This is a genomic window from Planctomycetaceae bacterium, assembly GCA_041398825.1.
In the GTDB taxonomy this organism is placed as follows: domain Bacteria; phylum Planctomycetota; class Planctomycetia; order Planctomycetales; family Planctomycetaceae; genus F1-80-MAGs062.
This window is the reverse complement of the sequence record JAWKTX010000012.1, coordinates 92,129-104,891: the sequence shown is the minus strand read 5'-3', so window position 1 is coordinate 104,891 and position 12,763 is coordinate 92,129. Positions and strand designations below refer to the sequence as shown.

Annotated in this window: 9 protein-coding genes; 3 read left to right on the top strand and 6 right to left on the bottom strand. The window is 55.0% G+C overall.

Features of this window, described 5'->3' with window-relative positions:
• Positions 1–166: 166 nt before the first annotated feature.
• Both R3C20_20285 and R3C20_20280 read left to right on the top strand, forming a co-directional pair.
• Positions 167–1,060, top strand: a complete 894-nt coding sequence (locus R3C20_20285; protein MEZ6042846.1) for a DUF58 domain-containing protein — start codon at positions 167–169, stop codon at positions 1,058–1,060.
• 87 nt (positions 1,061–1,147) lie between these two features.
• Positions 1,148–3,187, top strand: coding sequence for a BatA domain-containing protein (locus R3C20_20280; GenBank protein ID MEZ6042845.1), 2,040 nt, complete (start codon positions 1,148–1,150; stop codon positions 3,185–3,187).
• A gap of 63 nt (positions 3,188–3,250) precedes the next feature.
• Here R3C20_20280 and R3C20_20275 read toward each other — a convergent pair whose 3' ends face one another.
• The 3 genes from R3C20_20275 to R3C20_20265 all read right to left on the bottom strand — a co-directional run bounded on the left by R3C20_20275 (position 3,251) and on the right by R3C20_20265 (position 8,005).
• A complete protein-coding gene (locus R3C20_20275; protein MEZ6042844.1) occupies positions 3,251–4,954 on the bottom strand; it encodes an alkaline phosphatase in 1,704 nt (567 codons plus the stop codon).
• A gap of 527 nt (positions 4,955–5,481) precedes the next feature.
• On the bottom strand, positions 5,482–6,942 hold the full coding sequence (locus tag R3C20_20270) for an MFS transporter (protein MEZ6042843.1): 1,461 nt from the start codon (positions 6,940–6,942) through the stop codon (positions 5,482–5,484).
• Between the two features lie 157 nt (positions 6,943–7,099).
• The gene (locus R3C20_20265; GenBank protein ID MEZ6042842.1) at positions 7,100–8,005 is read right to left on the bottom strand and encodes a sugar phosphate isomerase/epimerase family protein; all 906 of its coding nucleotides are present in this window, start codon (positions 8,003–8,005) and stop codon (positions 7,100–7,102) included.
• 81 nt (positions 8,006–8,086) lie between these two features.
• Between R3C20_20265 and R3C20_20260 the strand changes: the two genes are divergently transcribed.
• Positions 8,087–9,073, top strand: a complete 987-nt coding sequence (locus tag R3C20_20260) for an NAD(P)H-binding protein (protein ID MEZ6042841.1) — start codon at positions 8,087–8,089, stop codon at positions 9,071–9,073.
• Between the two features lie 67 nt (positions 9,074–9,140).
• Here R3C20_20260 and R3C20_20255 read toward each other — a convergent pair whose 3' ends face one another.
• Genes R3C20_20255 through R3C20_20245 form a run of 3 tightly spaced genes read right to left on the bottom strand, consistent with a single transcriptional unit; the run spans position 9,141 to position 12,692 of the window.
• On the bottom strand, positions 9,141–10,109 hold the full coding sequence (locus tag R3C20_20255; GenBank protein ID MEZ6042840.1) for a D-alanine--D-alanine ligase: 969 nt from the start codon (positions 10,107–10,109) through the stop codon (positions 9,141–9,143).
• Between the two features lie 14 nt (positions 10,110–10,123).
• Complete coding sequence (gene murB, locus R3C20_20250) at positions 10,124–11,032, bottom strand: UDP-N-acetylmuramate dehydrogenase (GenBank protein ID MEZ6042839.1); 909 nt, start codon at positions 11,030–11,032, stop codon at positions 10,124–10,126.
• Positions 10,989–12,692, bottom strand: coding sequence for a Mur ligase family protein (locus R3C20_20245; GenBank protein MEZ6042838.1), 1,704 nt, complete (start codon positions 12,690–12,692; stop codon positions 10,989–10,991). The genes murB and R3C20_20245 overlap by 44 nt, the downstream gene beginning before the upstream one ends.
• Between the last annotated feature and the right edge of the window lie 71 nt (positions 12,693–12,763).

Here is a 12,763-nt window from a genome sequence, read left to right as displayed (position 1 = left end):
TGACGTGTGAAACAATCCCTTTTGTACCGATGGGTGTGAAATCGTGCCGTAGTGTTTCCTGCGATTCCGTCACTGGCTGAATTCTGCCCCGGAACCGTTTCTGCCATTGTGTCGTAGCCTTCGGTCAATCTCTCCATCGATTCTCCCGCAGAACTCAGCAACCTTTATGCGTGACTTCCTTGATCCAGCCGTCATTGCTCGCCTGTCAGCCTTACCACTCGACGCTCGCATACCGATGGTTGGCAATGTCTCCGGACGTCATCGCAGCCCGACTCGGGGTTCCAGTCTCGAGTTTTCTGAGTATCGGAAGTATGTACCGGGCGATGATACGCGCCGGCTTGACTGGCGAGCCTGGGGACGCAGCGATCGTTTTTACATCAAAGAATACGAAGCCGACACGAATCTCAGGCTTTGCCTGATTATTGACGTAAGTGGTTCGATGGGTTTTGGTGCTAACGGCAGTAAAGAAGCCGGAAAAACCAAGCTCGATTACGCTCGACGGCTGGCAGGCACACTGGCTTATCTGGCGGCCGGACAGGGCGATGCCGTTGGTCTGTTCTGTGCGGGTGAGGGATTTCGACGGGAAGTGCCTCCGAAACGAAACAGTACCAGTCTGCGCGTTGTGCTGGACGAATTGGCGCAAATGAAGTCCGAGGGCGAAACCGGATTGCCTGTGGCTCTGCACGAAGTGGCCGAACGTGTGGCTCAGCGGGCACTGGTGGTCATCATTTCGGACCTGTTTATGGATCCCGAGGAATTACGCAGCTGTTTTCAGCACCTGCGATTTCGCAAGCATGATGTGGCCGTGTTTCATCTGATGGAACAGAGTGAAATTGACTTCGGCTTCGATCGCCCCATGAAGTTTGTTGACCTGGAAGGAGTGCCTGCCATGATGGTCGATCCGACTTCCATCGCCAGAGAATACCGCGCGGCCGTGCAGCAGTATCTCGAACAGATTCGACATATCACAAGAGATTCGGGTGTCGATTACCGGCGTGTTGGCATCGAAGAAGATTACTCGGACGTATTGGCAAAATTCCTGCTTGGACGGAAAAGGTAGCCCTTTCCAGGGTCTTGTTTTGCAAAGTTCTGCTGTTCCCGATGCTGTTCCCGATTCCGTCCCCACCTGACTGCTGCCACAGACCTTATGACCTTTCTTCAACCCCTGATCCTGTTTGCAATTCCTCTGATTGCGTTACCGATTGTGATTCATCTCGTGAATCAGAACCGGCATCGCTCGATTTCCTGGGCTGCCACCATGTTTCTGATTCAGGCTCAGAAGATGGTGACTGGAATGAGGAAACTCAAGTACTGGCTCATTCTGGCAGCTCGAACACTTGCCATGATCGGGCTGGTGTTTGCGTTGAGTCGACCAATGTCCGGAGGCTGGTTGGGCCTGACCGTCGGCGGCGCACCCGATACGACAATCGTGGTTCTGGATCGATCGGTCAGTATGGAGCAAACGGATCCTGTCACGGGTAAGTCCCGTCGCGAATCCGCTGTTACAAGGCTGGTCGATCTCATTCAAACCGCCAGTACCGGGACGCAGCTGGTCCTGATCGACAGCGCGACAGGGCAACCAATTAAGGTGGAATCCCCCGGTGATCTGATCGACCTTCCGGAGACTCAGGCTACGACCACCAGTGCCGACATTCCATCGCTTGTTCAGGCAGCCGCCGAATATCTGACAACGAATCAGACGGGGAGAGCTGACATCTGGGTCTGTTCGGATCTGCAGCAGAGTGACTGGAATCCCAACGGGGGGCGATGGGATGCTGTTCGTGAACTTCTGAAGAAGCGTGACGGAGCGAAGCTTTATCTGCTGAATTATCAGCCATCAAACGAACGCAATCTCTCGGTCAGTGTGTCCAATGTACACCGTCGCGAGACAACCGCCGGCGCAGAACTGGTCATGGATATCACCGTCCAGCGCACCGGTGATATCCGACAGCCGGAAACAGTTCCACTGGCAATGGTCATCGACGGAGCCCGATCCACGCTGGATCTGAAGATCACCGGCGGACAGGGAATTCAAAGCGGTCATGCCATCTCTCTGGATGCCGAATCGAAACGGGGCTGGGGACGCATCGAACTACCAGCGGATTCGAATCCTGCGGACAACGTTTTTGATTTTGTTTATGCTGAGCCTGCGGTACAGAACACAGTGATTGTCTCTGACAATGAAACTGTGGCCGAATATCTTCGCATCGCGGCAGCCACGCCGTCCAATCCCTCTTTGTCTTACGATGCGACGGTACTGACTTCGGCGCAGACCGTGGCCATTCCCTGGGAGACTGCCGGATTGATTGTCTGGCAGGCTCCGCTTCCGACAGGAGAAGTTGCAGAACGGTTGCAGCAATTCGTTGCGTCCGGCCGCAGTGTGCTGTTCTTTCCGTCTGAAGAGACAGACTTGCCCGGTGATCCATCTGTATTTGGATGTCAATGGGGAAACTGGATCGACGCAGAATCGTCATCAGAATCTGCGGTGGCTGAGTTTTCTGTCAGTCGATGGCGCGTCGAAACGGATCTGTTGTCGAACAGCCAGGCCGGCACTCCTCTGCCGCTGGGATCACTCAGAGTGTTTCGTTATCGACAACTGACCGGCAGCAGTGTCGCGCAGCTTGCCGATCTGTCCGACGGAGGTCTGCTGGTTGCCCGCGCTCTGGATGAAAATGGTGGTGAACGTGGTGCCGCGTGGTTCTGCAGCACACTGCCGCTGGAATCACATTCTACGCTGGTGCGTAACGGAGTCGTTTTCTACGTGATGCTTCAACGCAGTCTGGCTCAGGGCGCTGCCGCGCTGGGAGCAGCCAGGCAAATGGAATGCAACGCGTCACTGGCCGCCGTCGTCGATGACTGGCAGCCACTGGATGAGGTATCCAGGAACAGGCTGTTGTCGCAAAGGTCCATCGCTCCGGGCCTTTATCGCAACAAAGACGACATCCTTCTGGCACTCAACCGACCGCTGTCCGAAGATTCGATGGAAGTGATTGACGACGCACAGCTGGATCGCATGCTGGGGGACGTTGGCTACACACGAATTGACGACGCGGCAGGCAATCAGGCATCACTTGCCAGCGAAATCTGGCGAGCGTTCTTGTGTCTGATGATTTTCGCCCTGCTTGCGGAAGCTCTACTTTGCGTTCCGGAGAAAACTTCCCCGGCAACGTCCCGAATGGTTGCGTAACATTGCCACGGCAAGGCGAAGGGAGTGCCTTTGGCTGATCTAAGGAAGCGCCCTGTGCAGATGTTATGGTTTGACCTGCTTTGGGGCCGACTTATTCAGGTTTGCCAGCATCTGTGGGTTTGTCAGGTTCCACATGTGACCGTGATCAGCGGTGACGATCACGATCGATTCGCTCCAGTTGCTGTGTTTTTCAACCCAGTCGGTGATTGTCTTCACAGCGGCGGCACCACTGTTGACAGCACCGATTGAGCAATCGATGTTGTCGTCGTGGTTAGCCCAGTCGACGTCACCCGATTCGACCATCAGCCAGAACCCTTTTTCGTTGGTCGAAAGAACCGCAATTGCACTTTCAGTCATCTGGCTGAGTGTGGGGTTCTCCTTTAAATCGCCCTCAGAATACGCTTCTGCTTTTCGGCCGACGCCTGGAGCCGGGTCGTAATTTCCATCAGCTGTCGCGAATGGCAGGTGGCCGTTGTACTTACCCACTCCGAAGAAACCCAGAAGTCGATGGTGTCCATTCACGGCCTTCGTTGTGGCTTCGGCCAGCAGTTCTGCCCCTGATTTCCCTTCGGTGCGAACGGCCGTGACGTATCTTCCGCCGTTGGCAACATCAATGGCCTTCAGATCTGCTTCATCCAGATAGATGTTCCCCGAAACATAGTTATCTCCCTGATCCTTGCCGGTTGGTTTTTCAGTCCCGTAGCCGCCGCCAATGACAACATCCATGCCTGGCAGAGGCGTGCTCGGGTGCTGAACAGAAGGTCGGCCGATCATGTCACGTGTCAGATCCTGGTAATCCTGCCGGGTGACGTTGTGGGCGTACGCGGCAGCTGGTGTTGCGTGGCTGATGGGCACCGAAGAAACCGCGCCCACTGCGAACCCCTCTTCCTGCAATCGATGTGCGATCGTCGTAACGGGTTGACCCGTTGCATCAACATTTACGGAACCGTTGTAGATCTTGACGGCTGCAGTCATGCTGGATGCAGATGAGGACGAATCCGTGTAGGCATGTTTCGGACTGCCTTCGGATGGTTTGGCAATCAGATACCCAGGATCGGACGGCGCTTCCCAGGGCTTCCTGCCAGCTGCTGTCGCATTGTAGCCGCCGCGAATTGTGCCACCGGGATTTGTAACCTGCTGAGTTGTCGCGTCGGCATCCGTTCCTTCGTTGTGTGGACTGGTGACCATGAAGGAATACTGAGCCGTACCTGCCGCGTCGTAATCCTGAAAGTGGGTTCCTGCCCCTTTTCCTCGGGTGTAGATGACGCCCGAGTTATAAATGGCTGCGGCCTGAGTTGTCTGCCAGTCCATTCCGTCAAACACGACCAGAAAAATATATTTTCGCCCCGCTGCTGCCGCCGCCATCTGGATGTCCGCAATATTGGTCTGATCCATCCACGTGGCTTCTGCATCGACGGTTTGGTCAGGGATAAAGCCGTAGATCTTCTGGAGTTCTTCTTCGGATCGGTAGGGGCTGTTTTTTCCTCGGTACGAATTCAGATCGATTCCCTTACCTGCGCCTTTTGTGCCGAAGGCATACACAGGGATCAGGCGATTGGAATGTGTCTTCCAGCCAAAAAAGTTTTCCGGATCAGTGCCCCAGTAGCCAAGGTCCGATTTACCATCAGCCGCAGCCCGAACCTGAATCTCTCGCATCACATCGTGATTCGCAGCCTGCGTTTTTTCTTCAGCAACCCCCGGGCCGACTTGAATAAACGAAAGGCCGAGAAGGGACACCGCGAAACAGCGAACACGTGAGCGAAACATAGAACCGATTCCGAATTGAATTTGCGGGAGTGATTTTTGCGGATGGGGAAGAACGACTTTCCGAGTACACGACCTCGCCTGTCAAACAGGCGACCGCAGCAACTTTAAACGCCTCAAAGTCGCATGAGTCAACCAATGGCCTGCCTCGGGCGGATTCGGAGATGAAGCCAACCAAAAACAACAGCCAACCAAGAACAACAGGCAACAGTCAACAACGGCCTGAGGAAAAGATCACGTTGGCGACAGTGTATGCTGCGTTTCTGATTAATCCATCACAGCGAGGGGAGATTCACAGGCTGTTAACATGAAGCCCTGTAACCGAGCTGGCCACTTCAGGACGCAGGTCCACTCAAGAGAGTGAACCCGTCCCGAAGTATCACTGGAAAGCAGACAACTCTCGCCTCATGGAAGTTTCCAGAGTTCGCTTTTCGTTGAAAAACCGGGACAGGCGCGCAGGACGACTGGAAACCGTGGTGTTCTAAGGGCTCCTGCTCGAGCCAGTCCCGTTCTTCAACAGGCTGTTCAACTCAGGATGCCGCGACCGGTGTTTCTGGTTCTTCCACTTTCTTGTCCCAGAACAGGGCAAGAAACGCGACCATAACAACTCCGGCAAACGCGGCGGGAGCGTACCAGAACTTGCTCCAGTCGAGAGCACCATCAACGGTGCATTTGGTCGTCCAGTAACCAAAGGCTTGCGCGCCAAGTCCCAGTCCCAGACCCTGAGTCAGCATCACAATCAGCGATTGTGCCTGGCTCCGGACTTCCGGTTTGGCCTTCTTATCGGTGTAGATCATCCCTGTCACGAAGAAGAAGTCGTAGCAGATCCCGTGCAACAGAATGCCGGCGAAGATCGGAGCTGATAGCATCACGCCCGTCTGGCCGAATGCCCAGCCCCAAAGACCGTATCGAACCACCCAGGCCAGCATTCCGATTGCCAGCATCTTCTTGACGCCCAGACGAGCGAAGCAGAGCGGCATCACAAGCATGAAGAAGATTTCACTCATTTGCCCGGTGCTCATCGCACCGGTGCTTGATCCGAACAAAGTGATGTTCATTCCTGAAACGTAGCCGTAGCCCTTGGCGTAGTAGCCCGCCAGCGGAATGCAGACCAGGAAGGAAGCCATTGCGAAGACGAAGAATGCCGGATTCTTCAGCAGCGACCAGGCATCAACGCCAAGAATTTTTCCCACGGAAATCGGTTCCCCTTTTGCCGGTGGCGCTGTTTTGGGCAGCGTAAAGCAGTACACACCCAGAATTGCTGAGGCAATAGCGGCCGCATGAAAAATGTGGGGTGAGTTATCCATGAAGCTCAGTGCTGCAACGGCCTGGTCGAAAGTCGTTTGAGCTGCCACCGGGATTTCTCCGTTAACAGCAGAGGCCTGCAGGGCAGCAGTGGCTTCGCTCAACTTGCCCGATTCTCCTGTGAACAGCCGACAGCCCCACATGGCCCAGTTGCCAACAATCCAGCCGATTGTTCCCAGCACGCGAACAACCGGAAATTCCTTTTCGCCGTTTGCAAGATGCTTGAACGAAAGACTGGCGGTCAGGCCCAGCGTGGGCATATAGCAGATCATGTAACACAGCAGGCACAAAATCATCGGATGCGTGAATTGTTGCCCCAGGGTCTCCGGAGCCCCGGCCTTCGCCAGCGAGGGTGCAATCCACAACAGGACTGCACCAACCAGGTTCAGGATTGCCAGCACCTTTTCGGTGTTCATCAGGCGGTCAGCGATTAACCCCAGAGTGAGCGGAGCAAGAATCGCTGCAATTGGAGCGACGGTGTAGGCCGCCGCATCAAATGATCCACCTTCTCCAGCGGCTGTCATGCCATTTTCATCCAGGAATCCCCACATCGCCACATACCAGGCTCCCCAGACAAAAAACTGCAGGAACATCATGATCGATAATCGCGGCACCACGCCAGGACGGGTGACGGCTAATGACTTTTGTCCTGACGTTGCCCCGTCAGAAGAACTGGCAGCGGCCATGGGTTGGATTCCTCAGCAAGTATTGACAGCAGATGTATTCAAAAAAGTCATCCGGCAATTCATTGGCCCACCACAACCGCTCCTGCATGCTTTGGGCAAAGCTTCAGTACAGCAAGAGGATGGACCAACAATTGCCTGTCCCGGTGCGGAAAAGTGGCTAGGCAAGTTCTCCACGAACTTTTTCCAGCAACGATTTTGTGGCTTTGATGCCCGCGTATTCGTCCAGTTTGCCGCCTTCGTATTCGATGCCCACCCAACCGTTGTAACCTGCGTCGAGTACGATCTTCATCATCTTTCGATAATCCGTGTGGATTTCGTTGCCGGCATCGTCGAAATCATGAGACTTTGCACTGACGGCTTTTGCGAACGGCATCAACTCCGTCACACCCTTGTAACGGTCGTACATCTCATCTTTGCTGACTCGGAAGTTGCCAAAGTCCGGCAGAGTGCCGCAGCCCTTATGATCGACCTTCTTGATGACCCCGGCCAGCCAGGCACCATTCGATGAAAGTCCACCGTGGTTTTCGACGATCACACTGATGTCGTGTTTTGCTCCAAATTCTGTCAGGGCTCTCAGTCCATCAGCCGCCCTATGTTGCTGGTCTTCATAACTGCCACTGCTGCCAGCATTCACGCGTATCGCGTGGCATCCAAGTGTCTTTGCTGCCTCAACCCACTTATAGTGGTTCTCGACGGATTTCATTCGTTCCGTCAGGCTGGCAGCGCCCAGTTGACCTTCCCCATCAATCATGATCAGCAGTTGCTTCACGCCAGCGTCACCAGCTCGCTTGTTCATTTCTGCAAGATAGGCGGCATCGTTGGCTTTGTCCTTGAAGAACTGGTTCACATACTCAACGGCTTCAATGCCAAATTCGTTCCTGGTTGTGGCGGCAAAATCCAGATTGTCCAGCTTCCCGCCCTTCAAGGCGCGGTGCAGTGACCACTGAGCCAGTGAAATCTGAAACTTAGGCTCGAATGCACGCGCTGCCGCAGACACAAAGCCTGAAGTGCTGAGGGCGGCTGCCGCTGCCAGAAACGTTCGTCGAGAAACGGATGAATTCATAAGATAGTGCACTCCGAACAATCAGAAAATTACAAGATTCGAAATCACTGCCACAAAACAGTGCCGCCAAGGATAACTCGCATGGAACCAATTTTACAGTCGGGCGGCTCCGCGCTGGTCGCCGGATGCGGATATCTTGGCAGACGCGTGGCAGATCGGCTGCTGGCACGTGGAATAACCGTTTACACTCTTACTCGCAGCACTGAAAAGGCGGATCAATTTCGCCAGGCAGGCCTGCAGCCCATTGTCGGTCACCTGGAAAAACGACACGGTTTGCCAGTACTGCCGCCAGTCGACGCTGTGCTTTGGGCGGTCGGATTTGATCGCCAAGCGGGCAATTCACGCGAATCTGTGTGGCTTGACGGTCTTCGGCAGTTGGTGCAATCGCTTTCTCGCAATCCGCCGCCACGCCGGTTCGTCTACGTCTCCAGTACCGGAGTTTATGGTGACGCCGGTGGTAGTGCGGTGGATGAATCGACCGCCGCCATTCCAACAACCGAAAGTGGCCAGGTCTGCCTGAAGGGCGAACAGTTGCTTTCCACGACTTTGTCGCATCATCTCCCTCAAACTCTCGGCGTTATCCTGCGGATGGCAGGAATATTCGGGCCGGGCCGACTGCTGCGGCGGGTTCAGGATTTGCGAGAGGGAACTCCCATTGCCGCGGCTCCCGATGACTGGCTGAACCTTATCCACGTCGACGATGCCACAAGCGCAGTGGAATATTTTCTGACACAACCTGTGGCAGTGAACGATCTGCTGTGCCAGCCCTCAGAAATCAGCAGTGCTGCCACAGCCAACACGCATGATCTACCGACCATCAACATTGCTAATCAACCGACGTTGACTCGCCGACAGTACTACTCCACCCTTGCAAGAGCATGTGATGCTCCGGCTCCGGTGTTCGCATCTGCTAAAGCCGATCAGAGCCGGGAAGGTGAGACTCTTCAGCAGGAACGGCACCGTCCGTCGTCTGGAAATAAACAGATTACCAGCATCTTTCGATCGCGGCTGAAAGGCCTTGAATTCCAATACGATGACATTCAAAAAGGGATCCGCGCGTCCGTGTGAAAAACCGCTGATCCCGTTAGTTCATTAATCCCAGTGGTTCATTTGCGGCAGGCAGAAGGCAGGCCATTCATAGCCCGGACCTGAGCCCGTGATTGGGATTTCGACAGACATGCTCGCAAAGCTGACCGAGCGACATTCCGGCGGCGGCCGCGGACATGGGAACAAGACTGTGAGACGTCATTCCGGGGATGGTATTGATCTCCAGAATAAATGGCTGGCCTTCTTCTGTGACCCTCAGATCAACGCGGCAGATTCCGGCCACATCACACACTTCACAGGCTCGTCGAGCAACCTCCAACACTTCCGGCGACAAGTCGGGCGGGTCCACCAGATATTTTGTCGCGTCGTCTGTGTATTTGGCGTGGTAGTTGTACCAGTCTTGTGACGGAATGATTTCAACGGCCGGAAGCAGCTGCCCATTGATCCAGGGCACTGTGATTTCGCGGCCTGGGATGAAGGATTCCACCAGGGCATGATCGCCATACTGCCATGCCAGTCGCAACGCGGGTACAAAATGGTCAATGGCCTGAACTATCGATATTCCAACGCTGGAACCCTGTGATGCCGGTTTCACAACCACAGGGAACATCAGATGCTGCCTCCCTGCTCTTAGTGCATCAACGACGTCGACGCGTGCTTGCTTTGTCAGAGTGACCCCGGCAGGCACCGGCAATCCGTTCTCCATCAGTCGTCTGCGAGTGGCGACTTTATCGAAGGTCAGGGCGGAAGCTTCGGGCGAACTTCCGATCCATGGAACACCAGACCGATTAAGCCATCGCTGGAGGGTTCCGTCTTCGCCCCCTGTACCGTGCAGCATCGGGAGAATCACGTCGTAGCGGCGAAGCGCCGTCAGAAAAGTATTGACGTTATCTTCGTCATCAATTGTGAATTCGGCAGGATCGAGCACGTCAACGACATGTGATGCTTCCTGAAGTGCAGCGGCCACGTTCTTCCCACTTTGCAGACTCACCTCTCGCTCAGAAGAGGAACCGCCGGCAAGCACCACAATGGAAAGTTGCTCGCTATCCGCCAACATGTGTTCGTACGTGGTCAACCGACGTCGGAAACGGGCATCGGAGGCCAGATTTTAATCTCTGTCTCCAGATCAACCGCAAATTTTTCGGCCACTGATTTGCGTATACGCTCAATCAATTGCTCAACATCGCGACTGGTTGCACCGCTTTCGGTCACAATAAAGTTCGCGTGACGATCACTGATGCGTGCATTGCCGACTGTCATACCTTTCAGACCGCTTTGTTCGATCAAAGCCCCTGCGCTCAGCCCACGCGGATTTCGAAAGATGCAACCAGCCGACTGATCTGCCAATGGTTGTGTGGATCTTTTCAGGATCCAGTTCTTTCGCATGCGGCGTGTCAACTCGTCTGAATCGTCGCGAACGAGTTCAAGAGCCACCTCCAGTACAAGCAGATCCTGCACACTGCTGCGGCGATACGAAAACGAAAGCTCATCTCCATTCAGTTCCACGACTTCGCCCGCGTTGTTCAGCACGGTCACACTGCGGACCATTTGCCCTACATCTCCGCTGCGGCCTCCGGAATTTCCTGCGACAGCGCCGCCAATGGTGCCCGGAATTCCGACAAGGTGTTCCAGCCCGCCAAGACCTGACCGGACGGCTTCGCTGATTACGTGAGACAACAACGCACCACCACCAGCAGTCACAGTCGCACCGTCAACTGTGACGCTCCCCAGCAGGGGCTCCATGATCTGGATTACCGCGCCCGGAATCCCCTGATCGCGCACGAGCACATTGGAACCACCTCCAAGAAGATAGACTGGCCATCCCTGCTGGCTGCAGAACCGAGCAACGGCGAGCAGTTCGTCCCTCGTTCGGGGGCGGAAAAAGTGCTCAGCGTTTCCACCAACCTTGAGCCACGTGTGGCGGCTCATTGGTTCGTCACGCAACAGAATCTCTTTGAAGTCGTCGATTGAATTCGTCATGAATCTGATTTGTCCTGCCAGCTCCCATAGTGATGACCACATCTCCGGGTCGACCGGCATGGTCTATTCTTCCGATCACCTGGTCAAGATCCGCAAGCAGGAATGCCCGCCCACCCGCAAGATTGATACTGCGAACCAGTCGCCCGGAGGTTCGACAGCACAAAGCTCGCGTCGAATTCTCACGAGCGGCAAGAACCGGAAGAATGAGGCATTCATCAGCGAGTGTCAGCGAATCCCGGAATTCCTCGAACATTTGCTCCAGTCGGCTAATCTGATGTGGTTCGAAAACAGCAATCAGCCGACGCCCTGTAAACATCGCCCTTGCGGTCTGAAGTGTGGCCCGAATCGCGGTCGGATGATGGGCGTAGTCGTCAATCAGACGCATTTGCCGCCATTCTCCCCGATATTCAAATCGACGCCGGACGCCCCGAAAACCTTCCAGTGCCTGCGTGATCTGCTCGAATGGCACCCCAATCCGGGAAGCCGTTGCAATGGCCGCCATCGCATTTCGAACATTGTGAAGTCCAGGCAAAGCGATCTGAATACGTCCCTCAATCTGTCCACTTCTCACAACTTCAAACTGGGTGAGCCCGTCAACGCTACGAATGTTTTCCGCCCGCCAGTCGGCTGAATCTACCCCGCATGAACTATGGGTAATTACGCAAATATCTTCGCCCAGCCCTTTCAGTGCAGCCATCGCTCGCCTGTCACCACTGTCGGTAACGACGAATTTGTCCCCGGAAGTCTTTGTGGGCGATTTGAGTTTGCTCACGAAACTTCGGAAGACTGCATCTTCTGTTGCCTGATCCGGAAAACAGTCAAAATGATCCCGCTCGACGCCCGTCAGGACGATCGCATCAGGCGAAAGCGAAGAAAACGCGTTTCGGTATTCACAACTTTCCACTACCGCCCATGGTTTTCCGCCGGATGAGCCGGCGTCGAACCGTTTCAGGCCCGTGGCACCCGGATTTTGCGAATCCCTGCCTGGTTGGAAAAACCCGCTTCGATGCGCTTCTAGCATCGGGCCACCAATGAATGCCGCACGGGCAAACTCACCCGCAAGGATCTTCCAGAGCATCGCTGTTGTCGTGGTTTTACCATGCGTACCCGCAATGCACAGTTGCCGGCAATTTTTCAGCATCAGGTTCAGAGCGTGGGTCAATCGGAATACCGGCTGCCCTGCTTTCTGAGCCGCCGTAACGCAATCTGCATGATCCGGAATCGCATTCGAAACAATCACGGCATCGGTGTTCGAAGCACATCGACCGTCCTGTGAAACCGAACTCCAGTCAGTAATGAAAATCGAATCCGGTGATCGCCCCGATGCAAGCCAGGCCCAGCGTTCAGCCTGGGCTTCCGATTCCGCCGTCAACTGCGAATCAGCGCCCGTGACTTTGTGGCCCTGATCCAGCAGCATCTCGCACAACGCTTTCATTCCCGCTCCGCAAATGCCCAGCAGCAGGAAGTGCCTCTTTGTGGGGGCAATAGCTGCGTCGGAAAGCGTATCGGTAAACGGCGTGTCTGCGAAAAGATTCTGCGGGGGGGAAAGCAGAGACGGCCTGTCGGCAAACAGATTCCGAACGGAAGCGTCCCCGGAATGGGTGTTTGGCAATTGATGGGGCAGTGTTGGAGTGCCATCCATGGCATTTGAACCTGTCACGCTGTTGCGAGTTTCAGAACGGGAATCCTTCCTGCCGGGATTCTAAGCTGAATTTGCAAATTGTGAACAGA

Bases quoted from the DNA above. Each gene is read 5' to 3' on its own strand.
- R3C20_20285 (MEZ6042846.1), top strand. From the start codon at position 167: ATGCGTGACTTCCTTGATCCAGCCGTCATTGCTCGCCTGTCAGCCTTA.
- R3C20_20280 (MEZ6042845.1), top strand. From the start codon at position 1,148: ATGACCTTTCTTCAACCCCTGATCCTGTTTGCAATTCCTCTGATTGCG.
- R3C20_20275 (MEZ6042844.1), bottom strand. From the start codon at position 4,954: ATGTTTCGCTCACGTGTTCGCTGTTTCGCGGTGTCCCTTCTCGGCCTT.
- R3C20_20270 (MEZ6042843.1), bottom strand. From the start codon at position 6,942: ATGGCCGCTGCCAGTTCTTCTGACGGGGCAACGTCAGGACAAAAGTCA.
- R3C20_20265 (MEZ6042842.1), bottom strand. From the start codon at position 8,005: ATGAATTCATCCGTTTCTCGACGAACGTTTCTGGCAGCGGCAGCCGCC.
- R3C20_20260 (MEZ6042841.1), top strand. From the start codon at position 8,087: ATGGAACCAATTTTACAGTCGGGCGGCTCCGCGCTGGTCGCCGGATGC.
- R3C20_20255 (MEZ6042840.1), bottom strand. From the start codon at position 10,109: ATGTTGGCGGATAGCGAGCAACTTTCCATTGTGGTGCTTGCCGGCGGT.
- murB (MEZ6042839.1), bottom strand. From the start codon at position 11,032: ATGACGAATTCAATCGACGACTTCAAAGAGATTCTGTTGCGTGACGAA.